This is a genomic window from Salinimicrobium sp. TH3 (assembly GCF_026676115.1).
Taxonomy (GTDB): Bacteria; Bacteroidota; Bacteroidia; order Flavobacteriales; family Flavobacteriaceae; genus Salinimicrobium.
In genome coordinates this window covers 26,313-53,199 of sequence record NZ_JAPONB010000014.1, presented here as the reverse complement: position 1 = coordinate 53,199, position 26,887 = coordinate 26,313, and the positions used below count along the sequence as shown (strand labels likewise).

General features: G+C 41.4%; 32 protein-coding genes. 13 read left to right on the top strand and 19 right to left on the bottom strand.

What is annotated here, in order from left to right:
* Positions 1-168: 168 nt before the first annotated feature.
* Both OU683_RS16225 and OU683_RS16220 read left to right on the top strand, forming a co-directional pair.
* A complete protein-coding gene (locus OU683_RS16225) occupies positions 169-2,394 on the top strand; it encodes an NADP-dependent isocitrate dehydrogenase (RefSeq protein ID WP_268140216.1) in 2,226 nt (741 codons plus the stop codon).
* A 159-nt stretch (positions 2,395-2,553) separates the two neighbouring features.
* Positions 2,554-3,495: a LysR family transcriptional regulator gene (locus OU683_RS16220; protein WP_268140214.1), complete on the top strand. Its 942-nt coding sequence runs from the start codon at positions 2,554-2,556 to the stop codon at positions 3,493-3,495.
* A gap of 47 nt (positions 3,496-3,542) precedes the next feature.
* Here the strand turns inward: OU683_RS16220 and OU683_RS16215 are convergent, their stop codons facing one another.
* The 3 genes from OU683_RS16215 to OU683_RS16205 all read right to left on the bottom strand — a co-directional run bounded on the left by OU683_RS16215 (position 3,543) and on the right by OU683_RS16205 (position 5,206).
* Positions 3,543-3,740 carry a hypothetical protein gene (locus tag OU683_RS16215; RefSeq protein ID WP_029034693.1) on the bottom strand — a complete coding sequence of 66 codons (198 nt, stop codon included), beginning with the start codon at positions 3,738-3,740 and terminating at the stop codon, positions 3,543-3,545.
* Between the two features lie 128 nt (positions 3,741-3,868).
* A complete protein-coding gene (locus OU683_RS16210; RefSeq protein WP_268140211.1) occupies positions 3,869-4,669 on the bottom strand; it encodes a TIGR00266 family protein in 801 nt (266 codons plus the stop codon).
* Between the two features lie 84 nt (positions 4,670-4,753).
* A complete protein-coding gene (locus tag OU683_RS16205) occupies positions 4,754-5,206 on the bottom strand; it encodes a DUF4442 domain-containing protein (RefSeq protein WP_268140209.1) in 453 nt (150 codons plus the stop codon).
* A gap of 143 nt (positions 5,207-5,349) precedes the next feature.
* Between OU683_RS16205 and OU683_RS16200 the strand changes: the two genes are divergently transcribed.
* From OU683_RS16200 to OU683_RS16185, 4 genes are all read left to right on the top strand, one after another.
* Entirely contained in the window at positions 5,350-5,868 is a 519-nt protein-coding gene (locus OU683_RS16200; RefSeq protein WP_268140206.1) for a DUF4870 domain-containing protein, read from the top strand.
* A gap of 77 nt (positions 5,869-5,945) precedes the next feature.
* Positions 5,946-6,290 carry a PadR family transcriptional regulator gene (locus OU683_RS16195; RefSeq protein ID WP_228916590.1) on the top strand — a complete coding sequence of 115 codons (345 nt, stop codon included), beginning with the start codon at positions 5,946-5,948 and terminating at the stop codon, positions 6,288-6,290.
* Complete coding sequence (locus OU683_RS16190; protein WP_268140204.1) at positions 6,283-7,974, top strand: PspC domain-containing protein; 1,692 nt, start codon at positions 6,283-6,285, stop codon at positions 7,972-7,974. The genes OU683_RS16195 and OU683_RS16190 overlap by 8 nt, the downstream gene beginning before the upstream one ends.
* Entirely contained in the window at positions 7,971-8,105 is a 135-nt protein-coding gene (locus OU683_RS16185) for a hypothetical protein (RefSeq protein WP_268140202.1), read from the top strand. Before OU683_RS16190 ends, OU683_RS16185 begins: the two co-directional genes overlap by 4 nt.
* A gap of 61 nt (positions 8,106-8,166) precedes the next feature.
* Here the strand turns inward: OU683_RS16185 and trxB are convergent, their stop codons facing one another.
* Positions 8,167-9,138 (bottom strand): thioredoxin-disulfide reductase, encoded by a 972-nt coding sequence (trxB, locus tag OU683_RS16180; protein WP_268140200.1) that lies wholly within the window; start codon positions 9,136-9,138, stop codon positions 8,167-8,169.
* A 141-nt stretch (positions 9,139-9,279) separates the two neighbouring features.
* Here trxB and OU683_RS16175 point away from each other — a divergent pair, with 141 nt between their 5' ends.
* Together OU683_RS16175 and OU683_RS16170 are read left to right on the top strand one after the other, a co-directional pair.
* Positions 9,280-9,906 carry a trimeric intracellular cation channel family protein gene (locus OU683_RS16175; protein WP_268140198.1) on the top strand — a complete coding sequence of 209 codons (627 nt, stop codon included), beginning with the start codon at positions 9,280-9,282 and terminating at the stop codon, positions 9,904-9,906.
* Between the two features lie 157 nt (positions 9,907-10,063).
* Positions 10,064-10,417, top strand: a complete 354-nt coding sequence (locus OU683_RS16170; RefSeq protein WP_268140196.1) for a hypothetical protein — start codon at positions 10,064-10,066, stop codon at positions 10,415-10,417.
* Here OU683_RS16170 and OU683_RS16165 read toward each other — a convergent pair.
* From OU683_RS16165 to OU683_RS16120, 10 genes are all read right to left on the bottom strand, one after another.
* Complete coding sequence (locus OU683_RS16165; protein ID WP_268140194.1) at positions 10,414-10,830, bottom strand: DUF6691 family protein; 417 nt, start codon at positions 10,828-10,830, stop codon at positions 10,414-10,416. The genes OU683_RS16170 and OU683_RS16165 overlap by 4 nt on opposite strands.
* A gap of 1 nt (position 10,831) precedes the next feature.
* Positions 10,832-11,389 carry a YeeE/YedE family protein gene (locus OU683_RS16160; RefSeq protein ID WP_268140191.1) on the bottom strand — a complete coding sequence of 186 codons (558 nt, stop codon included), beginning with the start codon at positions 11,387-11,389 and terminating at the stop codon, positions 10,832-10,834.
* A 79-nt stretch (positions 11,390-11,468) separates the two neighbouring features.
* Positions 11,469-12,362 carry an NAD(P)-dependent oxidoreductase gene (locus tag OU683_RS16155; protein WP_268140189.1) on the bottom strand — a complete coding sequence of 298 codons (894 nt, stop codon included), beginning with the start codon at positions 12,360-12,362 and terminating at the stop codon, positions 11,469-11,471.
* Positions 12,363-12,514: 152 nt separating this feature from the next.
* Entirely contained in the window at positions 12,515-14,056 is a 1,542-nt protein-coding gene (locus OU683_RS16150; RefSeq protein ID WP_268140187.1) for an acyl-CoA carboxylase subunit beta, read from the bottom strand.
* A 17-nt stretch (positions 14,057-14,073) separates the two neighbouring features.
* Positions 14,074-15,516, bottom strand: coding sequence for an acetyl-CoA carboxylase biotin carboxylase subunit (accC, locus tag OU683_RS16145; RefSeq protein ID WP_268140185.1), 1,443 nt, complete (start codon positions 15,514-15,516; stop codon positions 14,074-14,076).
* A gap of 47 nt (positions 15,517-15,563) precedes the next feature.
* On the bottom strand, positions 15,564-16,049 hold the full coding sequence (locus OU683_RS16140) for an acetyl-CoA carboxylase biotin carboxyl carrier protein subunit (protein WP_268140183.1): 486 nt from the start codon (positions 16,047-16,049) through the stop codon (positions 15,564-15,566).
* A 130-nt stretch (positions 16,050-16,179) separates the two neighbouring features.
* Complete coding sequence (locus OU683_RS16135) at positions 16,180-16,545, bottom strand: DUF3703 domain-containing protein (RefSeq protein WP_268140181.1); 366 nt, start codon at positions 16,543-16,545, stop codon at positions 16,180-16,182.
* A gap of 8 nt (positions 16,546-16,553) precedes the next feature.
* Positions 16,554-17,891, bottom strand: a complete 1,338-nt coding sequence (locus OU683_RS16130; RefSeq protein WP_268140179.1) for an MBL fold metallo-hydrolase — start codon at positions 17,889-17,891, stop codon at positions 16,554-16,556.
* A gap of 130 nt (positions 17,892-18,021) precedes the next feature.
* Positions 18,022-18,510, bottom strand: a complete 489-nt coding sequence (locus OU683_RS16125) for a DUF2231 domain-containing protein (protein WP_268140177.1) — start codon at positions 18,508-18,510, stop codon at positions 18,022-18,024.
* Positions 18,511-18,512: 2 nt separating this feature from the next.
* Positions 18,513-18,827 (bottom strand): hypothetical protein, encoded by a 315-nt coding sequence (locus OU683_RS16120; protein WP_268140175.1) that lies wholly within the window; start codon positions 18,825-18,827, stop codon positions 18,513-18,515.
* Positions 18,828-18,967: 140 nt separating this feature from the next.
* On the opposite strand from OU683_RS16120, the gene OU683_RS16115 reads away from it, so the two are divergent.
* From OU683_RS16115 to OU683_RS16095, 5 genes are all read left to right on the top strand, one after another.
* Complete coding sequence (locus OU683_RS16115) at positions 18,968-19,315, top strand: hypothetical protein (RefSeq protein ID WP_268140173.1); 348 nt, start codon at positions 18,968-18,970, stop codon at positions 19,313-19,315.
* Positions 19,316-19,406: 91 nt separating this feature from the next.
* Positions 19,407-19,829: a DoxX family protein gene (locus OU683_RS16110; protein WP_268140170.1), complete on the top strand. Its 423-nt coding sequence runs from the start codon at positions 19,407-19,409 to the stop codon at positions 19,827-19,829.
* Positions 19,810-20,229 carry a DsrE family protein gene (locus tag OU683_RS16105; RefSeq protein ID WP_268140168.1) on the top strand — a complete coding sequence of 140 codons (420 nt, stop codon included), beginning with the start codon at positions 19,810-19,812 and terminating at the stop codon, positions 20,227-20,229. The genes OU683_RS16110 and OU683_RS16105 overlap by 20 nt, the downstream gene beginning before the upstream one ends.
* 23 nt (positions 20,230-20,252) lie before the next feature.
* Entirely contained in the window at positions 20,253-20,846 is a 594-nt protein-coding gene (locus tag OU683_RS16100) for a TlpA family protein disulfide reductase (protein ID WP_268140165.1), read from the top strand.
* 50 nt (positions 20,847-20,896) lie between these two features.
* A complete protein-coding gene (locus OU683_RS16095; RefSeq protein ID WP_268140162.1) occupies positions 20,897-22,960 on the top strand; it encodes a protein-disulfide reductase DsbD family protein in 2,064 nt (687 codons plus the stop codon).
* A gap of 57 nt (positions 22,961-23,017) precedes the next feature.
* Here the strand turns inward: OU683_RS16095 and OU683_RS16090 are convergent, their stop codons facing one another.
* From OU683_RS16090 to OU683_RS16070, 5 genes are all read right to left on the bottom strand, one after another.
* Positions 23,018-23,629, bottom strand: coding sequence for a class I SAM-dependent methyltransferase (locus tag OU683_RS16090; RefSeq protein WP_268140160.1), 612 nt, complete (start codon positions 23,627-23,629; stop codon positions 23,018-23,020).
* Positions 23,630-23,641: 12 nt separating this feature from the next.
* Positions 23,642-24,259 (bottom strand): class I SAM-dependent methyltransferase, encoded by a 618-nt coding sequence (locus tag OU683_RS16085; protein WP_268140158.1) that lies wholly within the window; start codon positions 24,257-24,259, stop codon positions 23,642-23,644.
* Entirely contained in the window at positions 24,231-25,304 is a 1,074-nt protein-coding gene (locus tag OU683_RS16080; protein ID WP_268140155.1) for an MBL fold metallo-hydrolase, read from the bottom strand. Before OU683_RS16080 ends, OU683_RS16085 begins: the two co-directional genes overlap by 29 nt.
* A gap of 5 nt (positions 25,305-25,309) precedes the next feature.
* Entirely contained in the window at positions 25,310-25,774 is a 465-nt protein-coding gene (locus OU683_RS16075) for a methyltransferase family protein (protein WP_268140153.1), read from the bottom strand.
* Between the two features lie 70 nt (positions 25,775-25,844).
* Complete coding sequence (locus tag OU683_RS16070) at positions 25,845-26,885, bottom strand: cytochrome d ubiquinol oxidase subunit II (RefSeq protein WP_268140150.1); 1,041 nt, start codon at positions 26,883-26,885, stop codon at positions 25,845-25,847.
* Between the last annotated feature and the right edge of the window lie 2 nt (positions 26,886-26,887).

Sequence of the window (26,887 nt, the reverse complement as noted above, 5' to 3'; positions counted from 1 at the left end):
CTCTTTATTCACCGGGAAATATTTATCCGCAAAGAAACTTATTTTTCACTTTAGACCCAACTTTTGAGATTGATCCTCTTTCTCTCTCTATCTTAACCTTCCAACCTGTGAAATACGCTTTAAAAATGGTAAATTGCACACTCTTGATCAAAAATTAAAATATTCAATATGTCAAAAACAGCCAGAATTATTTATACTAAGACAGATGAGGCTCCTGCCCTCGCTACATATTCTTTTTTACCAGTTGTTGAATCCTTCACAAAACCGGCAAATGTCAAACTGGAAACAAGGGATATATCTTTAGCAGGAAGAATTCTTGCCCAGTTCCCCGAAAGACTTAACGAAGATCAGAGAGTCTCCGACGATCTTGCCGAATTAGGAGAACTGGCAAAACAACCCGAAGCCAATATCATCAAGCTCCCAAACATTAGTGCCTCCATTCCACAGTTAAAAACAGCTATAGAAGAATTGCAGCAAAAGGGATACAATCTCCCAAGTTATCCCGATGAACCAAAAACAGATGAAGAAAAAGAAATTCAGTCGAAGTATGATAAGGTAAAAGGTAGTGCTGTAAATCCTGTACTCCGCGAAGGAAATTCGGACAGGCGCGCACCAAAAGCTGTAAAAAACTACGCGAAAAAACATCCACACTCAATGGGTGAATGGAGCAAAGACTCCAAAAGTCATGTTGCCACCATGAGCAAGGATGACTTTAGGCATAATGAAAAATCTGTTACTCTTCAGGAGGCAACAAAGGTGAATATTCAGCTTAAAAGCGAATCAGGAAAAACCACGGTTCTCAAAAAAGATCTTCAGCTTCAAAAAGGGGAAATTATTGACGGAACTTTTATGAGTAAAAAAGCTCTTATTAAATTTCTTGAAGAACAGGTGAAGGATGCCAAAGACAAAGGAGTTCTTTTTTCTTTGCACATGAAGGCGACTATGATGAAAGTGTCCGACCCTATTATTTTTGGTCATGCAGTAAAGGTTTTCTTTAAAGACATATTCGAAAAATACGGAAATGAACTTCAGGAGGCCGGTGCCGACCCTAATAGCGGGCTCGGAGATGTGCTAAATGCGATCAACAACCTTCCCGATGCTAAAAGACAGGAGATCAATTCCAGGATCGAAAAAGATCTAAAGGAGGGACCCGATTTGGCCATGGTAAATTCAGACAAGGGAATTACGAACCTCCATGTGCCCAGTGACGTGATCATTGATGCTTCTATGCCTGCAATGATTCGAACTTCAGGAAAAATGTGGAATGCAGATGGTAATCCGCAGGATACGAAAGCCGTGATCCCCGATAGTAGTTATGCAGATCTTTATGAAACCACTATCCAGTTCTGTAAGGAAAAGGGTGCATTTGACCCAACAACAATGGGTACAGTTCCCAATGTGGGCCTTATGGCTCAAAAAGCCGAGGAATATGGATCTCATGACAAGACCTTCGAATTAAAAGAAGCAGGAGTTGTGCAGATCGTAACCGGAGACGGTAAGGTTCTTATGGAGCATAATGTGGAAAAAGGAGACATTTGGAGAGCGTGCCAAACAAAGGATGCTGCGATCCAGGACTGGGTGAAATTGGCAGTGAATCGTGCAAGAGCTACAGGTTCTCCCGCCATTTTCTGGCTGGATAAAGACCGTGGACACGATGCAGAAGTTATAAAAAAAGTAGAGCTTTATCTTAAGGATCAGGATACAGCGGGGCTCGAGATCAAGATAATGTCTGTTGAAGATGCTACCAGGTATACCCTGGAGCGCGTTAAAGAAGGAAAAGACACAATCTCGGTAACAGGAAATGTCCTTAGGGATTACCTGACAGATCTTTTTCCTATCCTGGAACTGGGTACAAGCGCCAAGATGTTGTCTATCGTTCCTCTTATGAATGGCGGCGGATTGTTCGAAACCGGTGCCGGTGGTTCTGCTCCAAAGCACGTTCAACAGTTTGTGGAGGAAGGACATTTGCGTTGGGATTCTCTGGGAGAGTTTCTCGCACTTGCTGTTTCCCTGGAACATCTTGGAGAAAAGTATGACAATAAAAGAGCGCTGGTTCTCGCCAATGCCCTTGATAAAGCTACGGAAGAATTCCTGGAAAAAGATAAATCTCCATCCCGCAAGGTCAATGAACTTGACAACAGGGGCAGTCATTTTTATTTAGCTCTTTTTTGGGCACAAGCTGTAGCTGAACAGAACGAAGACAAGGAGCTAAAAGAGCATTTTGAGAAGGTAAGCACTAAGCTGAAAGAAAATGAAGAGAGAATCTTACAGGAGCTTATAGACGCACAGGGATCCCCTGTGGATATTGGAGGCTATTACAAACCTGAAGAAGATAAGGTCACAGCAGCAATGCGACCAAGTAAAACTTTTAATAAAATTCTCCGCGGAGAGTGATTAAAGAATATATTTTTTTGAAAAGAGCCGGGATGACCCCGGCTCTTTTCATTTTATATAACTATACTTTCCAGGATCCAATTATAGAGGAATGAACCTTTTTTTATTATTTCTATAGAAAAAATAAATACTTTTGCATCTGAACAAATTCTGGAATCTATGACCATTACACAGTTACACTACGTTTTAGCGGTGGCCGAACATCAAAACTTCACAAAAGCGGCACAAAAAGTATTTGTAACCCAGCCTACTCTTAGTATGCAGATTCAGAAACTGGAGGATGAACTCGATGTACTTATCTTCGACCGCAGTAAAAAGCCTATTGAGCTTACAGAGACCGGTCGTAAGATCGTTCAACAGGCCCGTAACATTGTGAACGAGAGTGACAGGATTAAAGATATCGTGGATCAACAAAAAGGATTTGTAGGCGGGCTTTTTAGATTGGGGGTAATTCCTACTGTTATGCCAACGCTCCTGCCAATGTTCCTGCATAATTTTATAAAAAAGTACCCAAAAGTGAAGTTAAAAATAGAGGAACTTCATACCGAAGCAATAATTGAAAAACTTGAAGACGGTCATCTTGACGCAGCTATTGCTGCCACTCCTTTGGAACTACCAAATATAAAAGAACAGGTTCTTTATTATGAACCTTTTGTAGGTTATACTCCGCCGGGGCATAGATTACATTCTAAAAATAAACTTGAGGCCGAAGATCTTGACCTCGACGATATCCTGTTATTAGAAGACGGGCATTGTTTTAAGGATGGAATTCTCAATTTATGCAAGGCTACACGTAAATCAAGTGATCAACATTTCCAGCTGGAGAGTGGTAGCTTTGAAACCATGATAAAGCTTGCCAATGAGGGGCTGGGAATGACCCTTCTCCCCTACCTGCATACTTTGGATCTTAAAGAAAATGAACAAAAGAACATAAGGATGTTCTCGGAACCTAACCCGGCAAGGGAAGTAAGTCTCATTTACAATAAAAGTGAATTAAAAATGCAGATCGTGGAAGCTCTGCGCAGCACGATCGCAGGTGTTGTCAAAGGAGCAATTGCCTTCCAGAACGTGAAGATCATTAGTCCAATTCATAAAAAATAACACAATTAAAAGTAAAAAAAGCGGCTTTTAATTAGCCGCTTTTTATTTTAAGGATTTAGATAAATTAGACATTTATTTAATTCGGGGTTTTGCCGAATCAGGGTAAAAATGTACAACTTCAACTCCTCAATTTCATAAGGTAATAATCGCTGAAGTGCCTTTTTAACCTCTTTGCAGAACAGAGTAACATCAAAACTTACTTTACTTAGTACTGTCTTGGTGTACTCAAACATCGCTCTTGCCATAATGGTAAAAATTAGTTAACCTTGGTTAGAAAAAGTAATGGTTATCTATAAGCGAAATCGTTTTCGTTAACAGTTATAAAAATAAGCTTTTTTTCCTAAAAGGGAACAAGAAGAAGCTAATTTAACACTTAAAAACGGTTATCTCCACTTACCATATTTCCAAGGCCTCCAAGGATACTTCCTTCTCCTTTATCTCTACCGCCGCCTTGTGGTGCTGCAGCTAAAATTCGACCTGCCAGTCTACTAAATGGCAAAGACTGGACGAAGACTGTACCCGGTCCTGTAAGGGTAGCATAGAATAAACCTTCCCCTCCAAAAAGGCTGTTTTTAATGCCTCCTATAAACTCAATGTCGTAGTTTACATCCCTGGTAAAACCAATGATACAACCGGTATCCACCTTGAGCTTTTCTCCAGGTTGCAATACCTTTTTAGCTGTAGTACCGCCCGAATGTACGAAGGCCATCCCATCACCTTCCAGCTTCTGCATTATAAACCCTTCTCCTCCAAAGAAACCGCGACCTAGTTTACGACTAAACTCCACGCCAATGGCAACTCCTTTTGCAGCGCATAAAAAAGCATCTTTTTGACAAATGAACTTCCCGCCATACTCGGTAAGATCAATGGGGATCACTTTCCCCGGATAAGGAGAGGCAAAACTTATTTTCTTTTTTCCCGGAACCTGATTGGTGAAGATGGTCATAAAGAGACTTTCCCCGGTAAGCAACCTTTTTCCGGCTCCCAGTACTTTCCCTAAGAACCCTTCATTCTGTTTGGAACCATCCCCAAAGATAGTGTCCATCTTGATCCCGTCGTTCATCATCATAAAATTGCCGGCTTCGGCAATTACAGCTTCCTGTGGATCCAGCTCCAGCTCCACATACTGCATCTCCTCTCCAAAGATTTCGTAGTCTATTTCGTGTGCATTCATATTAATAAGATTTAAAGTTCAAGGTTTAAGGTTTAAGGTTTAAGGTTTAAAGAAAAAACCTGATCACTGAGCACCGAGCACTGATCACTTCAATTTAATCGTCCACTCGAATTCAAAGACAGAAACCTCCTGTCCTTCCTCATTTAATCCCCGGGAACGCATCCAAAAAGTTTGTCCCTCGCCAGTCTTTATAGTCTCTTCAATAGCTGCAGTGACAAGATGAGCATCATTACATATAAAGGAAATTTTCCCTTTTGCTTTTTTGCTAAACTTGGCATTATTCTGTGCAACCAGCATTGAAATACGCTTCCCCTTAGCCTGTATGGCTGTCATTACAAGAGCGCCTGTACTCAACTCTGCAGCCATAGCCTGCACTGCAAAATACAAAGAATTGAACGGGTTTTGGTTGATCCAGCGGTGCCTTACTGTTGTAAGACAGTGATTTTCATCAATTTCCTTTACTCTTACTCCACAGAGCCAGGCACTGGGAAGTTTAAACATTAAAAAAGAATTTAATTTTTGGGAAGAAACTTCCATAGTCATTGTTGATTTCTTTAAAAGTATTCAAATTATTCAACATGTTAAAATGTTAAATTTTGCACCCAGCTAAAAAAATATAGTACTTTGTTTTGCATAATACCATCTTTAAGATATATATTTGTATAAGAAAATCAATCATAATGAACAATCAATCAACAAATCCAGACAAGACCGTAGCAGCATTAATCCACCTGTCTACCTTCAGCCAGTTTTTCTTTCCCTTTGGAAACTTTATTTTTCCTTTGATCTTCTGGACTGCAAAAAAGAACGATCCTTTTGTGAATGAACACGGGAAACAGGCGCTCAATTTTCAAATAAGTCTTTTTCTTTATTTTATTTTTCTGGTCATGGCAGGAATTGCAGGAGCAGTCATAATTGGAATTAAAATAAACTTTGATGGCCCATTATACATTAATGAGCATCACCAGTGGATAGGAAATCCGATGGAAGCCAGTCCAATTATTATATATGTAGTGATCATGGCGCTTCTTATTCTTGGATTACTTGTTCTTAATATTTACGCGGTAATTTCAGCAACTATACGCGCGGGGGAAGGTCACTTATATAAATACCCTTTGACCATTAACTTTCTAAATGCAAAGAATATTCACAATTCTTCCGCAGCTACAGAGAAAACAGAACCTCAACAGGATCTATAATAACGCATCATCAGTCAATCATTAATCATCAATCGATCAAAAAATGAACAGTTCATCAACATTCAAAACAAAACACTATGAAGATTGAAAACACAAAGGCACAAATGCGCAAAGGTGTTTTAGAATACTGCATATTGTCTGTACTAAGAGACAATGATGCATACGTAGCCGAAATCCTCGACACCCTTAAAAGCGCAAAACTCCTGGTGGTGGAAGGAACAATTTATCCTTTGCTTACCCGCCTAAAAAATGCCGGGTTACTAAACTACCGCTGGGAAGAATCAACCAGTGGACCACCAAGGAAATACTATGGGCTCACCGAAACAGGAAAAATATTTTTAAAAGAGCTCACCCATACCTGGGATGAACTGCAAACTGCAGTAACAATTGTAACCACCCAAAAACCTAAAAATCATGAATAAGACAGTCAATATAAATCTTGCCGGCATTTTCTTTCATATTGATGAGGATGCTTATGCCAGACTTCAACATTACCTAGAGGCGATAAGAAGATCTCTCACCAACACCTCGGGCCAGGAAGAGATCATTCATGATATTGAAGCACGTATAGCCGAACTTTTTGCTGAAAAGATCCAAAATGAAAGACAGGTAATTGGCATTAGAGAAGTAGATGAAGTGATCTCGGTTATGGGACAACCCGAAGATTATGTACTGGATGATGAGATCTTCGAGGATGAACCAGTATACCGTAAAACCAGAGGAAAAAAGCTGTTTCGGGATACCGATAACAGCTATATAGGAGGAGTTTCATCGGGGCTTGCCCATTATACAGGAATAGATGCTTTATGGTTAAGAATCCTGTGGATCCTTTTAACGATCTTCTCGACCGGTGCTTTTATTTTAATATACATCGCGCTTTGGATCTTTGTGCCCGAAGCTAAAACCACTGCCGATAAACTCGCAATGCGTGGAGAGCCGGTTACCATTAGTAACATTGAGCGCAAAATAAGAGAGGGGTTCGACGAGGTGTCGGGAAAGATGAAGGACATCAACTACGAAAAATACGGTTATAAGGCGCGGTCCGGTGCAAATTCGGCTGCGACTGCAGTAGGTGATGTCGTAAAATTCATCCTTAATCTTTTTGTAAAACTTATTGGGATCTTCCTCATATTGATCGCGGGAGCCACCTTAATAGGATTGTTCATTGGTCTCTTTTCTATAGGAACTTTTGGGATCATAGAAGCTCCATGGACAGACTTTGTGGAAATCGCCGGACCGGGAGCCGAAAGTATCTGGATCATTTCCCTTCTTGCTTTCTTTGCCGTGGGAATTCCATTTTTCTTCCTTTTTATCCTGGGACTAAAGATCCTGGTCAAGAACCTTAGATCAATTGGAAGAACTGCAAAGCTGGTGCTGCTCGGGCTATGGATAATTTCTGTACTTGGTCTTATATTCTTCGGAATTCAGCAGGCTACCGAGAGAGCTTTTGACGGGGAGGTGAGGATTACCGAAAATCTTCCTGTAACCGCCAATGACACCTTATATGTGAATATGGTGGGAGATCCTCAGTTCAATTCAACTCCATATCAGTCCGAAGATTTCAACATATCCTATGACGACAGTAACAGGAAAGTGATTTGGTCGCAAAATGTGCAGTTGATCGTTAAATCCACTTTGGATTCCCTGGCAAGGCTGGAGGTCATAAAAGAAGCAGAAGGCAAGAGCTACGAGGAAGCCCGTCAAAGAGCCGAAGAGATAAGCTACAATACCAGCTATTCAAACGGCCGACTTGACTTAAGCGGTATACTCACTACAGACCCTTCCAACAAGTACAGGGAGCAAAAGGTGCAGGTGACTTTATTTTTACCGGTAGGTACTGTCCTTTATGCTGCAGATAACACCTATTCCTTCCACAGGAATACAGATTATTATGGTGACATCCTGCACAATGGATATGAAGAGAGACACCTTAAGATTACCCGTGAAGGAACAGAATGTCTTGACTGTCCCGCCGAGGAAGAGGATCCATGGGGAGATTCTGAGAGTGATTGGGATACAGAAGAGAGCGAAGAAGAATCTTTAAATGAAGATTTTCCAGACGAAGAAATACCGACAACAGAAACCGATACAATAACAGGACAATGAGCGTACTCATAGAAATTGTAGTAGCCACTTTCTTTGCCCTAATATTTTCAAAAGGGGAAGAAGTTATACCCGAAGTAGCGGAAAAAGCAAAAACCGAAAAAGTTTGCGAAATTTTTTCTGAAGAATGTTAAGCTGAAAAAATAAAAGAGGCTGTCAAAAGACAGCCTCTTTTATTTTTATAAAACTGCTATATTATTTTGCAGTAACCTCTTCATTACTTTCCACAGTTGCCAGATATCTCTCGGCATCAAGAGCGGCCATACATCCTGTACCCGCAGCTGTGATCGCCTGGCGATACTCTTTATCCTGTACATCACCCGATGCAAAAACTCCCGGCAAATTAGTCTTCGTACTTTTCCCCTGGGTAATAAGATAGCCTGTGTTATCCATATCCAGCTGGCCTTTAAAGATCTCGGTATTTGGTTTATGACCAATGGCAATAAAAAGTCCGGTGATATTGATCTCCTCCTTTTCACCTGTTTGATTATTGAGGATCCTAAGACCTTCTACAACCTGCTCCCCAAGAACTTCATCAACTTCCGAATTAAATCTTACTTCCAGGTTTTTAGTATTAAAGACCCTATGCTGCATAGCCTTTGAAGCCCTTAATTCATCTTTTCTCACCAACATGGTAACTTTATTACAAATATTAGCAAGATAAGTAGCTTCCTCGGCTGCAGTGTCCCCTCCTCCTACTATGGCCACGTCCTGGCCTTTGTAGAAGAAACCATCACAAACGGCACAAGCCGAAACTCCGCCGCCTCTCAATCTCTGCTCACTTGGAAGTCCTAAATATTTTGCCGTTGCCCCTGTCGAAATAATGATGGTTTCGGCTTCAACCCAGGTAGAGTTGTCTACACACACCTTGTGGATACCTCCTTGTTCTTTGTTCAATTGCACCTCTGTGACCATTCCCATGCGCACCTGCGTTCCAAACCTTTCGGCTTGTTTTTGAAGATCGATCATTAAGGCAGGTCCATCAATACCCTCGGGATAACCGGGAAAATTATCCACCTCAGTTGTAGTGGTTAACTGCCCGCCCGGTTCCATTCCCGTGTACATTACAGGGTGAAGATCTGCCCTGGCGGCATATATAGCTGCAGTATAACCTGCAGGACCAGAGCCTATAATTAAACATTTTATTCTTTCTCTCGTTTCGCTCATGATAGTAAAATTTCTTACTGTAAAAATAGTAACTTTAAAAGAAATCTTCAGGCTTAATACATACAGATTTGATATACCGGAATAACTTCTATCATTAGTAGCAAGTTTTTCAGGCTCCTGCTATTGCATTACCTTTGAGCCATGATCGAATTATCGTTATTTAATGTTCTGGACCTTTTAGGAACCATTGCCTTTGCAATTTCGGGGGCTCTTTCGGCGATGAACAGGCGGCTTGACCTTTTTGGAATCTTTATTATTGCCTTTGTCACAGCTATTGGCGGCGGAACTGTAAGGGACATTCTTATTGGCAATACCCCGGTCACCTGGATGGAAAACATCATTTACATCTATTTAATTGGATTTGTCACTATACTGGCTATTATTTTCAGGAAATATCTTGACCATCTTAAGAAATCCCTGTTCTTATTTGATACCATTGGATTGGGGATTTTCACCATCACCGGCGTAGAAATTGGTATTCAGAATAACCTTAACCCAATAATTTCTATCACCCTTGGCGCTATGACGGGTACTTTTGGTGGGGTTATAAGGGATATTCTTTGTAACGAGATCCCGGTGATCTTTAGAAAAGAGATCTATGCAACCGCCTGCATCGTTGGAGGTTTGGCCTTTGTTATATTTTATGAATTGGGAATGGCCCAGGATGTTATCTATTTGATCACCTCCCTTACCGTGATCCTCATAAGACTTATGGCTGTGAAATTCCACATCTCTCTTCCTTCCTTTTATCTTTCCGAGGAAAAATAACTCTCAAAAATGCTATTTCTGAAGATGGTTTTTTAACAGGAAAAGATTTACAATAATTTCCCGTATTTGCTGTAACGATTTCATTTTCAGACAGTCTTTAAGATATAGGTTCCTCTTCCCCGAAGAAACTGATTATTAACTTTTAAAGATCTGCATTATGAAACGTTTTAAATTATTACTGTTGACTTTAGCGATCACTATAAGCACAGTTATCTACGCCGAAAAAACTGAGAAAATATATGACCTAAACAGTCTCTCTGCCGAAATTGAGCTATTACTTCGGGATGCCAATCATAGTCTTGAAGAAGGAAGTTTTGTTACTGTTTTCTTTTCCATTGCTGAAGATAACAGCATTCAATATGTGGGGGTAACTGCACAGGAGTTGGAAGTGAGCGATCTACTTCAAAAAAAGCTTCAGGGGCAAAAACTCGATGGCACTAAATGGAGAGAAGGAATGATCTATGAACTCACCATCTCCGGAAAATCACAGGTGGCCTGTGCTTCCCGTTAATGTGGCAAATGCTTCCGAAGCAATCCATAAAGAAAAGCACCCCCCAATGCTCCGGCCAGAACCACTAAAAGTGAAACATACCCCGCGCCAATGAGCGTATAAATGGGACCGGGACAAGCCCCCGCCAAAGCCCAGCCCAACCCAAAAATTATACCTCCAAAAAAGTACTTTTTAAAGCCTCTTTCTTTAGAGGCTATTTTTATGGGTTCCCCTGTGAAGGATTTCAGGTTCATTCTTTTGATAAGCTGTACCCCAATAACGCCGAGTATCAAAGCCGAACCAATTATGCCATACATGTGGAACGCGTCAAACCTGAACATTTCATAAATGCGAAACCACGATGCGGCTTCAGATTTATACATGACAATGCCGAAAAAAATTCCTACAAATAGGTATCCTGCTGTTCTTTTCATGTTAAAAAATTATGGGAAATAATAAATGTACCATCACCAGACCGCCAATGAAAAAACCAATAACTGCGATGAGGGAAGGTAACTGTAGGTTGCTAAGGCCCGAGATAGCATGGCCAGATGTACATCCTGCAGCATAACGGGCCCCAAAACCAATGAGCAATCCCCCAATAATAAGAATTGACAGGGATTTAAAATTGTTTAGTGCTTCGAATCCAAATAGCTGCTCCGGTAAATAGGCATTGCCTGCACTTTTAAAGCCCAGGTTCTCCAGCTCTGCAACAGTTTCTGTAGCTATGGCGACAGCAGTATCGTTGGAAAGCAAGTGAGCAGCTACAAAACCCCCTATTGCAGCCCCGATAACAACCACAAGGTTCCAGCTACTGGATCTCCAGTCAATATTGAAGTAATCGGACTGTTTACCCGCCCCACACATGCTGCACATAGTTTCCAGGTTGGAAGACATACCGAATTTTTTGCCCATAAATATAAGCAGGAACATCACCAACGCTATTAATGGACCGGCAACATACCACGGCCAGGGTTCTAAAATAAATTCCACCTCATCTTAATTTGCGGCAAATATAGAACTTCCAATATTTATATGTCCGGGCAGATCATCGGGAAACCTTATGCCGGGATCACTGAAGAAAATCCCTTACGTTTTCCAAAACCTTTTCAGAAAGTCTTCTTTGGGTTTCGGCCGCCCAGCCTGCACTTTTATCGGCCGTGATCACACGCGAAAGTTTTTCGGTTTCTTGGGGAAGTTGCTTTTTTCCATCCCCGTCAAAAATGGCAAAATTGCCCTCCTTTTTTATCCAGTCACTAAAAGCACTTTCTTCAAATGGCAAACCAAGGGAGGTATTGACAAGGATCTTACCTGTTCCAAAAAGTTTAAATTGAGGTGCCTTTAAAATAAAAGTATTCTTCGGAAGGTGAAGAGAAATTACATCCACCGTTTTCAGCAATTCTTCCAGAGGCAGGTAAGTTATTTCATTTTCAAGATCTTTTTTTCGGGTGCGGCTGTAATAGAAAAGCTTCGGTCCAAACGGCAGCAGGCATTTTGCAAGTAATTGCCCTGTAACCCCCAGGCCAATGATACCTATTTTCTTATCGGTTAGTTCCACAGGCATTTCCTTCCATTGATATTCTCCCAGGCCGTGGAACAATCTCACTAATTCAGAAACAATGAATTCTGCTACACCGGGATCCCCGTAATCTCTTATTCCAGTTACTGTGATCCCTTTGCTTCGCGCAAATTGTACCGCAACATTAGCCGAAGCATCATCGTATAAGCTGCACGCCATACCTATATACTTCAGGTTAGAACATTGCTCAATAATTTCCTGAGAAATTTCTGTTTTCCATGAAACCAGTATTGCATCTGCATTAGAAATTCGCTCAACCGTTTCCTCTTTTGAACCCGGCTCATCATCGTACACTACGATCTTTTCTTCACTCATTTCCTGAAGCGCTTCAAGGGCCCAAGGCTCGAGTTTTGTATAATCGACACAGACAATTTTTTTAAACTTCACTACCAGATGTTAGATTTTAGACGTGAGACGTGAGACGTGAGACATTAGACGTTAGACGTGAGATTTTAGATTAATAAAATTCTAAAAGCCAATAAGTTTTTGTTTACTGCCATTTTACCAATCTGGAATTCCGAATTTTGAACCTTAAACCTTTACAGTGGAATATTTCCATGCTTCCGGTCAATGCGCAACACTTCTTTGTTTTCGAGCATGCTAAATGCTTTTAAGAGTTTCCTGCGGGTATCTTTTGGTTTGATAACTTCATCAATGAAACCACGTTGTGCAGCTTTAAAGGGATTGGCAAATTTTTCGGCATACTCTTTTTCTTTTTCTGAAAGTTTCAGCTCAGGATCATCGGCTGCTTTGATTTCTTTTCTGAAGATGATCTCGCTGGCACCCTTAGCTCCCATTACCGCGATTTCGGCTGAAGGCCATGCGTAGTTAAGATCGGCACCAATGTGTTTGGAATTCATCACATCATAAGCGCCACCATAGGCTTTTCGGGTAATGACCGTCACTCTTGGAACGGTCGCTTCACTAAGGGCGTACAATAATTTTGCACCGTGCAGGATGATCCCGTTCCATTCCTGGTCGGTTCCCGGCAAAAAGCCCGGTACGTCCACCAGCACCAGTAACGGTATATTGAAACAATCACAGAAACGGGTAAACCGGGCAGCTTTTCTTGAAGATTCCACATCAAGCACTCCCGCGAGGCTCATTGGCTGATTGGCCACTATTCCTATGCTCCTGCCTCCCATCCTTGCGAAGCCGACTATAATATTATCTGCGTAATTTTTATGGATTTCAAAAAAAGTATCTTTATCAATAATTCCTGCGATTACCTCATGCATGTCATAAGGTTTATTGGAACTATCGGGGACAATGTTTTCAAGTTCTTCCCGCACTTCGTCGCCCAATTCATAAGGCAGCTTTTCAGAAATATCTTTGTTGTTCTGCGGCAGATAGCTCAGCAATTTTTTAATGTCTTCCAGGCAGCCAATATCATTTGCTGATGTAAGGTGCGTGACCCCGCTTTTAGTGGAATGGGTACTTGCCCCACCCAGTTCTTCGGAAGTAACTTCTTCATTGGTTACCGTTTTTACCACGTTGGGCCCCGTCACGAACATATAGCTGGTATCCTGCACCATGAGGGTGAAATCTGTCATGGCCGGGGAATATACTGCGCCACCGGCACATGGTCCCATAATTGCCGAGATCTGCGGAATAACTCCAGATGCCTGAACATTCCTATAAAAAATGTCGGCATAACCTCCAAGCGAGCGCACTCCTTCCTGAATTCTTGCTCCTCCCGAATCGTTAAGTCCTATGATTGGAGCTCCTACTTTCATCGCGTGATCCATTACCTTACAGATCTTCTCGGCATGAGTTTCTGATAGAGAACCTCCAAAAACAGTAAAATCCTGTGCAAATACGTATACGAGTCTACCATTTATGGTTCCGTACCCGGTGACCACTCCGTCACCATAATATTGCTGATCTTCCATCCCGAAGTCGGTCGTGCGATGGGTGACCAGAATTCCAATTTCTTCAAAAGAACCTTCATCCAGCAGGTAATCAACCCTTTCACGGGCGGTGAGTTTCTTCTGCTGGTGTTGTTTGGCTATTCTTTTTTCACCGCCGCCTTTAAGAGCTTCGGTGATTTTTTCATTTAGCTTTTCGGTATTTTGGCTCATGATTTCTGCTTCCGGAATTATTTATTGGGTAATCTCAACTGCTGCCTGTCTTCCAGGTACTGCTTTATTGCGACCAGGGCCGCTATTTCTGCTTCTTCTGTGGTTTGGGATTCCAGCTTTTCGGCCGAATAATATTTTTTCACAAAATGGGTATCAAAATTCCCACTTCTAAAAGCTTCATGTTCAAAAACAAACTTCCCAAAGGGTAAGGTAGTACTAACCCCTTTCACTTCATATTCGCTAATTGCCTTCAACATCCTTTGGATAGCTTCCTCACGGGTCTTTCCATAGGTGATGAGTTTTGCCAGCATAGGGTCGTAGTAAATTGGCACCTCCATACCTTCCTCAAAACCATCGTCAAGCCTCACCCCTTCTCCCGAAGGACCGCTATACCTTTCGAGAAGGCCAACACTAGGCATAAAATCCTCCATTGGATCTTCGGCGTAAACCCGTAACTCCACAGCATGGCCGGAAATCTTGAGATCCTTCTGCGAAAAAGACAGCGTTTCTCCCCTTGCTATTTTTATTTGCTGCTCTACGAGGTCGATGCCGGTGATCAACTCGGTCACAGGGTGTTCCACCTGCAACCTCGTGTTCATCTCCAGGAAATAGAAATTCTTATTTTCGTCCAAAAGGAATTCCACAGTTCCCGCACCCACGTAATCGCAGGCTTTGGCAACTTTTATTGCAGCTTCTCCCATCTCCCGGCGCAAACTCGCGTCAAGAACTGCCGAGGGGGCTTCCTCCACCACCTTTTGATGGCGCCGCTGTATGCTGCACTCCCGCTCGAAAAAGTGCAGAGTATTTCCATGAGTATCGGCAAGCACCTGGATCTCGATATGCCGCGGACTTCCAATGTATTTTTCAATAAATACAGAACCGTCACCAAAAGCCGATTCAGCCTCACTTATTGCCCGCTTCATCTGGTCTTCCAGATCTTTTTCTTTTTCAACAATCCGCATTCCTTTTCCGCCACCGCCGGCGGAAGCCTTTATGAGGATGGGAAATCCAATTTCGACAGCGATCTTTTTAGCTTTTTCGGGATCTGTGATTGCTTCATCAATCCCCGGAACCATAGGAATACCATAGTCCTTTACTGCATCTTTGGCGGCGAGCTTACTCCCCATGATCCTTATGGCTTTTGAACCGGGACCAATCCAGATGATGCCATTCTGTTCTACTTTCTCGGCAAAATCTGCATTCTCACTTAAGAAGCCGTACCCGGGATGGATTCCATCGACCCCCAGATCTTTTGCCACTTCTATGATCTTATCCCCAAGAAGATAGGATTGATTTGAAGGGGCCTCCCCTATGCAGACGGCTTCATCGGCAAATTTTACGTGGGGTGCATTACGATCTGCAGTAGAAAAGACAGCAACTGTGCGTATTCCCATTTTTCGGGCTGTTTTCATCACTCGTAAAGCGATTTCTCCCCGGTTTGCTATTAAGATTTTTTTCATTCTAAGACTTTAAATTAGCTGGTATTCAAAAAAGGCTTTTTGAAGAGCTATTCCATTTCTATAAGTAGCTGGCTCTTATCAACAGTTTCCCCTTTTTGAACCTTTACAGATTTTACTACCCCATCCCTGGGTGCAGTTAGCGTATTTTCCATTTTCATAGCTTCCAGTACCAGAAGATAATCCCCTTCCTTCACTTCATCTCCTTCTTTTACCTGTACGTCAAGAATAAGCCCCGGCATGGGTGCTTTAATATCATTTATCACCTGTGCAGCCGCGAGACTTAACCCCATCTCCTCAATTAAAAGGTCAAGTTCATTGGATATTTTCACTTCATAAGGTTCAGAATTCACTCTTATGGTGTAAGACCTCTCTAAAAAATGTGATTTTTGAAGTTGGGTTTTAAAGGAACGGTTGTTTTTTAAAACATGTGCTGCACCTCCACCCGATTTTTGCAGATCAAGTGCTTCAACTTGTTCTTTAGTAAATTCGAACTCCATGTTCCCGTTTACCGTTACTTTATATTTTTCTTCCATAAATGCGGTTTTTATGCGCTTTTGGTAAATATAATAAAAAAATTGTCTGTCAATTTTCGGATATTTTCAATAACGACCAACAAAAAAGCCACCTTGAGGTGGCTTTTTTATAATTTTTTTGGTTTTATTCTTACATTTTCAGCTTAAAAAGCACCTGGATATCTTCAGGCAAAGGCATAGATCTAAGGGGAGGAACATTTGCCCCACCTGTATTTCCTAAAGGAATTTTGCCCACAAAAGACTTAACCCCACCTACAAGTAATCGGGGGATTTGCCCCAGGATCTCTTTTACATCTTTTATTGCTAATCCAAACTTCAGCATAAGCCAGTGTGCATAGGTGTGTTCCCATGGATAGGATTGACCAATAACATGTGCCCGTTCAAGGTGATGCCACGCATGAACAAGGTTTCCCTGGCTAAATGCAGCTTTGTATAACACCAATTCTCTTAAATAGTAGTACTTAAGCCGCTTTGGGATCCTGAAATTGAATTTCATCGTATGGATTAATTGAACTTCTTTATATCCTCACTTAGATCAAAAACATCTGTTTTATGAAAAAAGTTCTCGAGAATACTGGCTCCTGCAGTAGACCTGTATCCACCTGCACAATGCACCACTATAGGTTTATTTGCCGGAACTTCATTTGCCCTTTCTCTCAATTCATTTAGAGGAATGGTTAGAGCAGAATCAAATATTTTACCCTCGGCAACTTCACTTTGATTCCTTATATCTACAATCGTATAATTGTCTTTATGTTCTCTAAAATCGTGCAGATTGAACTCTTCTGAAGTCTGGAATGCTTCCTTTGGAAGGGTTAAAATTCCTCTTAATTGTTTTTCATAACCAATTTTAGCAGTCCTTTCAAGGATGTCACTTATTTGCTTCACACTTTCTACCACCAGATAAAAAGGTTCCTCTGGCTTTACAATAGCCCCTAACCAGGTTTCATATTTGTCGTCTTCATTCCGGGCCATAATGTTGATACTGTTTGGCAGATGATTTTCCTTGTACTTGTCTCCGTCACGAACATCAATCACGGTAATTCCTGATTCTACTTTTTCTGTCAACAACTTAAGCTTTACAGCTGCCTTGGTTTGCTGAACATTATCTGCTCCTGTTTTGTTGACATCCACATTAAACCCAAAGTAATGGGGAATAAATGGCTGATCCTTGAGAATAGTTTCAACAAATTTCTCTTCTGTCTGCTCCTGAAAGGCCCAATTATACTTCTTTTCATAGCCTAATGTACTTGAAGAATCTGTACTCATATTCTTTCCACAAAGAGATCCTGCACCATGTGCCGGATACACAATGGCATCATCGGGTAAATCATTGTACTTGTTCTGCATTGTATCATACATCGCTTTGGCCAGCTCCACTCTTTTAGCTGTCATATTACCGGCTTTTTCCCTAAGATCGGGCCTGCCTACATCTCCAATAAACAGGGTGTCTCCTGTAAAGAGAGCTGTTCTATGGTCATCCTTGGCAACAATAGTAATACTGTCAGGCGAATGACCGGGAGTATTAAGAGCTTTGAACTTTACATTTCCCATTTTAACAGTATCACCTTCATCAAAAGCCTGGTGTTCGTAATCTGCCCCCAGCAATTTACTTACGTAAATGTTTGCTCCGGTTTGCTCTCTCACCTGGCAATGACTACTCACAAAATCGGCATGTGGATGAGTTTCAAACACTGCAACGATCTTTGCATCCTGTTCCTCGGCGTATTGATAATACTGTAGTGGGTTTCGACTTGGATCTATAAGTGCCATCTTTCCCTCACTTACCACTGCGTAAGAATAATGAGCCAGAGGACTGTCTTTAAATTGTTTTATTGTCATATCAATCAGTTTAAAATTAAAATACCGGAGTAACCCGATCTAAAAATTGAAGAGCAAAAATAGCTTTTTTAGGCAGGCTAGTAAGTAACACGGGTTACAGAGAGTTTAGGCATTCAGCTTTAATGATTTACTACTCGAATTCGGCACAGTTTCCCGAAGGCGTATAAACTCCTGCAGCCTGTTGATAAACCAGAGTGGCGCCGAGATGGCCGGTATAAGCCAGGGTGCCCGTGCCAATAGCCAGCAACAGGATCATAAGCAATCTAAAGAGCAGGTTTCTAAAAATGGGATATTTTAGTTGCCTTAAAAGGTCAACCCCCAGTCCTGCAGAAAAAAGCCAGGCCGTAGTCCAGGCAAGATTCTCGTGGTCTTTTAATACGGTGGGGTCGCAGATCTTCCTGGAAACCACACCATCGGCCAGATTTCCGGTAAAAATAGCGATCCAGACCGTCACAACTCCGGCAATAAGTAATACTGTTCCTCCCCGCTCCCAAACCTCCCGGGAGTATTTTAGAGCAACAACTTTAAATAGAAAAGCCACCACCAGCAGGGCGATGGGAAAATGAACAGACAGAGGGTGAAAAACCTCTGTCCGCCAAAAATCTGGTATTTCTTCCATATTTATTCTAGAACCCGCACAGCAAGCGGATTAAGTCTTTTACCTTCTTTTTCTACATCAACTTCAACTCTCATTCCTTCCTCCAAAGTTGAGAACTCTACTGTACTTCCATCCCGGGTAAGTTCCGTATTGTCTGAGAAATAGAGCTCAAGGATTTGATCATCATCTGTCTCTACATAGATCTCGGTCTTAGATGGCTCTACTTCCTTAATAGTTCCTTGATAAGTTCCGGATTCCACAACATCTGTGCTTTCCCCACAAGCAAAGAACAAAAGGGTGATAGAGAACATTACAGTCTTTAAAATACTGGTTTTCATAATTTTGATCGATTAATTAAATTATTTGGTTATTTTCAATCTACTAAAATACCTAAAAACCTGTTCTTCCCAAAACCTTATGAACCTTATGTAACAAATGTGACACATATTTTTCAGGTCAATTATTACTTTTGCTCCTCATGGGTTTTAAAAACTACATAGCGGCATTTTTCGTGCTTCTTTTCCTTGGAAAGATGGTGTCGATAGATGCAAAATTCTTAGGGATCATTTATAGTGCTTCCGAAGTAACGCTGGTAAACAAAATGTGTCCTAAACAGCAACTTGAAAAGGATTCTGCCGATGAGTTTGCCCAGACCGATTTAGAATCTCATTTTGCATTTGACTACCTGTGCCAGGTGGCTTTTGACTTTAAGCCAGGCGAGGAGGCCAATACCGTTACCCACAACAACTTCAAAAAACACAGTTACCGGGCGCCGGGGATTTTTTCTATTTCCCGTGACAAATTCTATCCGCCCCCAAAGGTTTAATTTCAATTCCTGAAAATTATTCCGGCTAAAAATCTGGCTCCCTGCCGATATAACAGCCATTATTTATTCATTCATTTTATTATTTATAACAATGACCACTACAACCTTAGTGAGCCGTCGTTCGGTACAAATTTTCCGAGTGATGTTAAGCGGGATATTCCTGGTGGCAAGTTCAAGCCATTTGCTTAAGTTGGAAAAAACGCTGCAACGAATAGACCAGGCCAGTTTTAAGGGTATAGCTTATTTTTTTGGAGAACCCCGGGTAATGGTGATTGCCTCAGGAATTGTTATGCTCCTGGCCGGAATAAGTTTGTTAATAGGGTTTAGGACCCGATGGGCAGCAGCAATTTTACTTGCCGTTCTTATTCCAATAACTCTAACAATTCAAGTAGGACAGATCACAACCCTGGGCCCTTTATTTAAAAACATCGCCATTATGGGCGGGCTTGTTTTCTTCATATTAAACGATTTCGATAAACCTCAAAAAACAACTCATGAAAAAGATTTTTTATAGCAGCATACTAATCATGTTCGCATTATTTACAGTTAGTACTCAGGCGCAGACACAGCCTTCAGAAAAAACGAATTATGTAGTTCTTACCAGAAAAGTACCCCAGTTAAAGCCTATTCTGCTGGCGGCACAGGAGCTGGCTAAACAAGATGGACATCAATTTGGTGATTTCCAGGTAGTAGTTTGTGGTAAGGCTGTTCAAAACCTCACCAATGAAGAAATGATGAAGGATTTCATCTCGCAGGCCGGGCAGGCAAATGTCACCATAAATGCATGTGGTTTTTCCCTAAAGAAGTTTGGAGTAGATCGCGAAAAACTGCACCAGAGTTTAAAGGTGGTGGAAAACGGCATTCTATACAACTTCGAATTACAAAAGAAGGGCTATTTAAGTATTGAACTATAACATCAACAAAAAACGATTTTCTCATGAATAAGAAACTAAAAAAGAATTTAATAGAATACGGAATTATAGGAGCAGTCCTAATTGGCCTTTTTGTCACCGGCCTCCACACAGAGGTATTTGGATTCCTGCAACGTGGTATATTGGCCACCGGAATTATGGACCCAAAAATTGAAGAAAAAGATGATATTGCTTCGGTAACTCCTGCCAAAGGAGCAGTTCTGGACCTTAACCTGGTAAATTCCAAAGGTGAAAAAGTTAATATGGAACAGTATCGTGGAAAAGTTATTTTTCTAAACTTCTGGGCCACCTGGTGTCCTCCATGTATTGCTGAGATGCCTGGAATTAATAAGCTTTACCAGGATGTGAAAAACGATAATGTCGAATTTATAATGCTCTCTGTAGATCAAAATTTCGAGAAAGCTAAAAAGTTCAAGGAAAGAAAAGGATACGATTTTGAGATCTACAGAGCTGCAGGACCAATACCTCAAATGTATTCTACCCGCAGTATTCCCACTACTTATGTGATCGATGCCGATGGAAATCTTGCACTTACCCATCTTGGAATGGGGGATTTTGACACAAAAGATTTCAAACAATTTCTAACCGAGCTTCAATAGAGAAACGGCTACCCTAACCGGGTAGCCTTTCCTTTAATCAAAAAGAATTCATGAAAACAAAATTTTTTAGCCTCCTGCTGGCTTTATTCTCATTTCTTCCTCATGTAGCACAGGTGCAGGAAGCACCAGAATGGCAGGTTAAGGCCGATAATAATGATGCTGCACCGGGAGATGAGGTTACCCTCACATTTACTGCCGATATACCTCAAGACTGGTACATGTATTCCAGTGATTTTGATCCCGACCTGGGGCCAATGCTTACAGAATTCAGTTTTGATCCTTCCGGAAAATTTGAACTTTTGGGGGAGATCTTACCGGTAGATCCCAAGGAAAAATATGAAGAAATTTGGGAAGGGGATGTCACTTATTTTACCGAAAAGGCGGTTTTTAAACATAAGATCAAACTTATTGATGAAAAACCGGTGATCTCGGGAAGTGTAACCTACCAGATCTGTTCCGATGTGACCGGGCAATGTATTCCCTATGAATCTGAATTTTCCATCGACCTTTCGGGAGAAAAAGCGGGTGCAGTAGCAAATGCCGCAAACCCTTCTAACTCTTCAGGTCAACCCCCTCTTAAAGAATTGGAGCCGTTTACCAACACCTTCCAGCCTGTGGAAGAAGAAAAAGGATGGATGGGATTGATGGCCTTCTTCCTCATCTCGTTTGGAGCAGGACTGGCAGCCCTGCTTACTCCCTGTGTTTTTCCAATGATCCCCATGACCGTTACATTCTTTACAAAATCCAGCGGTAGCCGCTCAAGGGGAATATTGAATGCGATTATCTATGGTGTTTCTATCATAGCTATATATACCCTTGTAGGAACGGTCTTCGCTTTAATATTTGGAGCTGGTTTTGCCAATTTTCTAAGCACACACTGGCTTCCCAATCTTTTGTTCTTCGCAATTTTTGTATTATTCGCTCTCTCTTTCTTTGGATTGTTTGAAATAAGACTGCCAAATAAACTGGTCAATAATATTGACAACCAGGCAAACAAAGGCGGTTTAGCCGGGATATTTTTTATGGCTTTTACCCTTGTCCTTGTTGGCTTTAGCTGTACAGGTCCTATCGCAGGAACTATTTTACTGGAAGCCGCCAGCGGGCAGGCAATTAAACCCTTAATAGGAATGTTAGGCTTTTCTACTGCCTTTGCAATTCCATTCACGCTTTTTGCGATCTTCCCGGGATGGCTAAGTTCCCTGCCTAAAAGCGGTGGCTGGCTTAATACGGTAAAGGTTGTTCTTGGGTTTTTGGAACTTGCGCTCGCACTTAAATTCCTGAGTATGGTAGACCAGGTTTATCACTGGAATCTTCTTGACCGGGAAATTTATCTGGCCCTGTGGATCGTAATTTTCGCTCTGCTCGGATTTTACCTTTTAGGAAAGATCATTTTTCCACATGAACAGAAATCTGAAAGCACTTCTATTTCACGATTGCTCAGCGCAATCCTGGTCTTTAGTTTTGTGGTTTATCTTATCCCCGGCCTCTTTGGTGCACCTTTAAAAGCACTCGCAGGTTACCTGCCGCCAATGAGTACTCATGATTTCCAGCTCCTGGAGACCCCAGTATCTTCAGAACAGGAAGCGCTTACCGCCGAATGTGAAAAGCCGAAATACGATGATTTCCTCGAGCTTCCGCATGGCATCAAAGGATACTTTGATTACGAGCAAGCGCTTGCCTGCTCAAAAAAGCAAAATAAACCCATATTTATAGACTTCACGGGCCACGGCTGTGTGAATTGTCGGGAAATGGAAGCCGCTGTATGGAGTGATCCTGCAGTTTTGAAAAGGTTAAAAGAAGACTACATTGTGGTCGCCATGTATGTGGATGAAAAAACAGAACTCCCCCGGGAAGAATGGTACACTTCTGTTTACGATAATAAAGTAAAAAAGACCATTGGTAAACAAAACATGGATTTCATGATCCAGAAGCTTAATGCAAATGCTCAGCCATACTACACGCTGGTGGGAGACAATGAGGAGTTACTCTCTCCTCCAAGAGCATATGATCTTGACGTACAGGAATTCGTTGAATTTCTGGACGAGGGAAAAATTAGGTATAAAGAGAACCTGGACAAGGTAGATCCTGCCTTTTTAGGACAGGCAGGAAATTAAGACCACTTTCTAAAAATTAAATACCCGCAGTTAAAAGCATTTCACTGCGGGTTTTAATTACTTTTTCTGGGCCACAAAACGAATAACTGCGCCCAAACCATCGTGTCCATTTCCTTCTTTTAAATCAACTTCGGCTTCATATAATTCCAGGAAGTTGAGACTACCAAAATCCTCTTTTATCTCCTCCATAGAAAATAACAAGGCTTCGTCCTTTGGACCTCCTACTCCCGGATTTTTATCCTGATAGATCTTATGCTTTTTACTAAAACCTTCAAAAAATATTAACCCATCCCTTCGCAAATAAGAGATCAATAATTGGTGGTATTTTTTTCGTACTTCCACAGGAAAATGCGCATAGATCAATGCTATGGCATCAAAATCCCCTTTTTCAAACCCCAGATCTGGCAGTTCCCCCACCCGGTAATTCAACTCCACCTTATGCTTTTTGGCTAATTTTTCAGCTTTCTTTTTCGCCTCTGTACTAACATCAAAAGCAGTTACTTTCCAGTCACACTTAGCTGCGAAAACAGCATTTCTCCCTTCCCCTTCAGCAGCAAATAATATTTCCCCGGGATCAAATTGAGTAAACCGCGAGTGGAAATACTCATTAGGCACCTCTCCATATACATATTCTTCGCTATTGTATCTTTCATTCCAAAATTCTTTCATCTCTTTTCTAATTTATTTTTTCTTCTGAAAACTACATACTGTAAAATTCTGTGTTTTGCCCGAAGGGGTGGTGTGATCTAAACTTCTTCCACTCAAAACACTAAATTCTTCTTCGAACAATTTCTGCATATCCCCTACAGAGTATCTCTGCACCGGAAGTCCGCTACAGGTAGGTGGACCTTTATCTGAAAATGTACTAAGGATCACATAGCCTCCCGGTTTTATAGATTCAAACAAAGTTTTTAAGTAATTCTCCCGTTGTTCTTCATTAGTAAGAAAGTGAAAAGCGGCCCTGTCATGCCACAGGTCAAATTTTTTATTAGGTTTAAAATTGGCTGCATCGGCTACAATCCATGTAACCTTGTCGGCTTTTTCGCACATTCGCTCCTTTGCCCGTTGAATGGCATTTTTGGAGATATCTACCACCGTAACATCGGTATAATCCTTGGATACCAGGAACTCTGCTAAAAAACTGTCCCCTCCTCCAATGTCTATAATAGCAGCATCCTTTTCAAGATTACACTCCTTGATCAAATTCAAAGAAATCTCGGGCATAGGCTCATACCAACTCACTTCTGTGGGGGCTTTTTCAGAATAAACCTTATCCCAATGTTGCTGATTCTCGTTCATGTTGTTCATCTTTATTTTCAAAAAGCCACCATGGCTGCTGTTCATATTCCGCAGTAAAATTAACCGGTTCTCCAATTCGCGGAGACAAATAATCAATTCCGGCTTTTTCGGCTGCTGTCACAAATCTTTGGATAGGTTCATTCCACGGGTGATATGAAAGTACAAATTTCCCCCAATGCACTGGAATGACCTTTTTTGCCTGTAAATCTGCAGCTGCCTGCACAGTTTGCTCCGGGAACATGTGGATTTGAGGCCAATATTTTCCAAACTGTCCGCACTCCAGGAAAACGAGGTCGAATGAACCGAATTTTTCACCTATCTTTTTAAAGCTTCCGTCAAAGCCGGAGTCCCCACCAAGAAAGATCTTATACCCGTAGATCTCCAATACGAAGGAAGACCAAAGAGTTTGTGCTCTTTTAATACTTCGACCCGAAAAATGACGTGCAGGGGTAGCAGTAAGTCTTACCCCGCTGTTGATCTCTTTTGACTCCCACCAATCGAACTCGGTAATTTTGTCATTTTTGACACCCCAGGTCTCCAGGTGTGCGCCTACTCCCAGAGAAGTAGCGATTTTTGACACCTTAGAATCCAGTTTCTTTACGCTGGGATAATCCAGGTGGTCGTAGTGATCATGAGTGATGACCAGAAGATCAATTTCGGACATATCTTCAGCATCATAATGATCTGCTCCCTCAAAGGCTTTTCCGAAGAAGCGAAAGGGCGAGGCATTGCCACTAAAAACAGGGTCTACGAGTACTCTATATCCTTTAATCTGAATCAAATATGAAGAATGTCCAAACCAAACCAGTTGCGGTTCGTTTGGATTAAGATCTTTTAGTACTACTTTCTGATTTGGAATTTCTGAAGACGGCCGAACAGAAGAAGGTCTCGAGATCATCTTTTTAAGAATGGTGAAAATCGAAACATTATCGGGGTTAACCGAAGTTTTTTCTACGTTTTTGAAACTTCCATCCCGGTAATTAGGAGAATTCCTTATTCTCTGAAGGCGCATACCCTCAGGACTTTTTCCAAACCTCTTGATCATCTTGATTAAATTCTTCCCTTAAATTTAGGAAAAAATCTTCCTGTACGCGTCTTATAAACATCATAATCGGGAAAAGCTTCTGCGAGCCTTTGTTCTTCGTACCTGCTCTTAAAATAGAAAAGGAGGTACAGTAAAACACTTATTGCGAGTTTATATCCCGAACCCAACCATATGGAGATCCCAAAAGCCATAAATAAAATGCCTGAATAAATAGGATGGCGCGCAAAAGCAAACACTCCTCCTGTAACGAGTTTTGCTCCTTTCTTAGGACTGGGAAAGGGCGATAAGTTTGTATTAAGTTGCAGAAATGCAATAAGCACCAGCACAAGTCCAATTACCGCAACAATAAAAGACAGCGCACTTAGATTGCTTGATAATTTGAAACTCCATGCCTCCATTTCAACGATCCAGGCTATGAACACCAGGAATTGGAGAGCTACAAAAATCTTGTCCTTTTTAGGAACAGCCATTCATTATTTTTTAGAGGGATGATTAAAAAAGATAGTTTAAAGAATTTTAAATAACAATTTGATTTTTTTGCTAATGCCCCATTTCTTCCTTTCCGGTTTCCAGGATCTTGATCATTCCGAAGGATTTCATTAGATGGAAAAGTCCCGGTAATATGATTGCACCTCCTATAAGCAGCATGATCGCCAGGTTTTGGATGACCGAATGAGGAGGCAGCCCTTCCAGAATGCTAAGTTCCTTCCCTGTGGTAATAATAATGTATGGAAAGTGAGCATAAAGAGCCGCAAACAGCACAAGCACTACTTGTAGCCCTGCCAGGTACCTGCTGGCCACCCGGTTCTGCTTTTTTATTGCTCTCCATAAAGGGAACAAAAGAATTCCTGAAAGAATAACTGCTCCAATAGATACCGGGTTATTGATAAAATCCTTTATGAATTTAACTTCAGATATATAACCGTAAAGAATTAGTATGAATCCCAGTAGCACCAGTACTGTGGTAAAAATGGCAGACTTACGGCTGAACATTCTACGTACTTCCCCCTTTGTTTCTCCAATGAGTAAAGTAGAAGCAAGAAAGGCACAAAGTGCAGCATAGAATAAACCCACTAAAAAAGAAAAGAGGTTGAACCAGGGCCAGATAAAAAGTTCAGGAAAAGAGTAACCTGAAAAATCTTGAGCAAGTATTATCCTTCCGCCCACCAGAGATCCAAAAGACATCCCCAGAAAAACCGGAGTAACAAGACTGGAAATGCGAAACATCCAGTTGTAGAAGAACTGGGATTTATCTACAATGGCATCATAATGGCGAAAAATAAAGGCAACTCCTCTCATAGTAATTCCCAGTAATACCAGAACGAACGGTACATGCAAATAGATCATTATCACATTAAAATAACTGGGGAAAGCTATCCACATTATAACAATCAAAATGATAAGCCAAATATGATTGGCTTCCCAAACCGGTCCCATGACGCGATATACGGTATCACGGGTAATTCTTTTACTCTTTTTGGAGGAGAACAATTCTACTATTCCCGCTCCAAAATCTGCCCCTCCCAATAGAACATAAAGGAGCAGGGAAAACAAAAGAAAAAAGAGCACGATGTACAGCATAA

Coding starts and splice junctions, on each gene's coding strand:
- OU683_RS16225 (WP_268140216.1), top strand. CDS start 169: ATGTCAAAAACAGCCAGAATTATTTATACTAAGACAGATGAGGCTCCT.
- OU683_RS16220 (WP_268140214.1), top strand. CDS start 2,554: ATGACCATTACACAGTTACACTACGTTTTAGCGGTGGCCGAACATCAA.
- OU683_RS16215 (WP_029034693.1), bottom strand. CDS start 3,740: ATGGCAAGAGCGATGTTTGAGTACACCAAGACAGTACTAAGTAAAGTA.
- OU683_RS16210 (WP_268140211.1), bottom strand. CDS start 4,669: ATGAATGCACACGAAATAGACTACGAAATCTTTGGAGAGGAGATGCAG.
- OU683_RS16205 (WP_268140209.1), bottom strand. CDS start 5,206: ATGGAAGTTTCTTCCCAAAAATTAAATTCTTTTTTAATGTTTAAACTT.
- OU683_RS16200 (WP_268140206.1), top strand. CDS start 5,350: ATGAACAATCAATCAACAAATCCAGACAAGACCGTAGCAGCATTAATC.
- OU683_RS16195 (WP_228916590.1), top strand. CDS start 5,946: ATGAAGATTGAAAACACAAAGGCACAAATGCGCAAAGGTGTTTTAGAA.
- OU683_RS16190 (WP_268140204.1), top strand. CDS start 6,283: ATGAATAAGACAGTCAATATAAATCTTGCCGGCATTTTCTTTCATATT.
- OU683_RS16185 (WP_268140202.1), top strand. CDS start 7,971: ATGAGCGTACTCATAGAAATTGTAGTAGCCACTTTCTTTGCCCTAATA.
- trxB (WP_268140200.1), bottom strand. CDS start 9,138: ATGAGCGAAACGAGAGAAAGAATAAAATGTTTAATTATAGGCTCTGGT.
- OU683_RS16175 (WP_268140198.1), top strand. CDS start 9,280: ATGATCGAATTATCGTTATTTAATGTTCTGGACCTTTTAGGAACCATT.
- OU683_RS16170 (WP_268140196.1), top strand. CDS start 10,064: ATGAAACGTTTTAAATTATTACTGTTGACTTTAGCGATCACTATAAGC.
- OU683_RS16165 (WP_268140194.1), bottom strand. CDS start 10,830: ATGAAAAGAACAGCAGGATACCTATTTGTAGGAATTTTTTTCGGCATT.
- OU683_RS16150 (WP_268140187.1), bottom strand. CDS start 14,056: ATGAGCCAAAATACCGAAAAGCTAAATGAAAAAATCACCGAAGCTCTT.
- accC (WP_268140185.1), bottom strand. CDS start 15,516: ATGAAAAAAATCTTAATAGCAAACCGGGGAGAAATCGCTTTACGAGTG.
- OU683_RS16140 (WP_268140183.1), bottom strand. CDS start 16,049: ATGGAAGAAAAATATAAAGTAACGGTAAACGGGAACATGGAGTTCGAA.
- OU683_RS16135 (WP_268140181.1), bottom strand. CDS start 16,545: ATGAAATTCAATTTCAGGATCCCAAAGCGGCTTAAGTACTACTATTTA.
- OU683_RS16130 (WP_268140179.1), bottom strand. CDS start 17,891: ATGACAATAAAACAATTTAAAGACAGTCCTCTGGCTCATTATTCTTAC.
- OU683_RS16125 (WP_268140177.1), bottom strand. CDS start 18,510: ATGGAAGAAATACCAGATTTTTGGCGGACAGAGGTTTTTCACCCTCTG.
- OU683_RS16120 (WP_268140175.1), bottom strand. CDS start 18,827: ATGAAAACCAGTATTTTAAAGACTGTAATGTTCTCTATCACCCTTTTG.
- OU683_RS16115 (WP_268140173.1), top strand. CDS start 18,968: ATGGGTTTTAAAAACTACATAGCGGCATTTTTCGTGCTTCTTTTCCTT.
- OU683_RS16110 (WP_268140170.1), top strand. CDS start 19,407: ATGACCACTACAACCTTAGTGAGCCGTCGTTCGGTACAAATTTTCCGA.
- OU683_RS16105 (WP_268140168.1), top strand. CDS start 19,810: ATGAAAAAGATTTTTTATAGCAGCATACTAATCATGTTCGCATTATTT.
- OU683_RS16100 (WP_268140165.1), top strand. CDS start 20,253: ATGAATAAGAAACTAAAAAAGAATTTAATAGAATACGGAATTATAGGA.
- OU683_RS16095 (WP_268140162.1), top strand. CDS start 20,897: ATGAAAACAAAATTTTTTAGCCTCCTGCTGGCTTTATTCTCATTTCTT.
- OU683_RS16090 (WP_268140160.1), bottom strand. CDS start 23,629: ATGAAAGAATTTTGGAATGAAAGATACAATAGCGAAGAATATGTATAT.
- OU683_RS16085 (WP_268140158.1), bottom strand. CDS start 24,259: ATGAACGAGAATCAGCAACATTGGGATAAGGTTTATTCTGAAAAAGCC.
- OU683_RS16080 (WP_268140155.1), bottom strand. CDS start 25,304: ATGATCAAGAGGTTTGGAAAAAGTCCTGAGGGTATGCGCCTTCAGAGA.
- OU683_RS16075 (WP_268140153.1), bottom strand. CDS start 25,774: ATGGCTGTTCCTAAAAAGGACAAGATTTTTGTAGCTCTCCAATTCCTG.
- OU683_RS16070 (WP_268140150.1), bottom strand. CDS start 26,885: ATGCTGTACATCGTGCTCTTTTTTCTTTTGTTTTCCCTGCTCCTTTAT.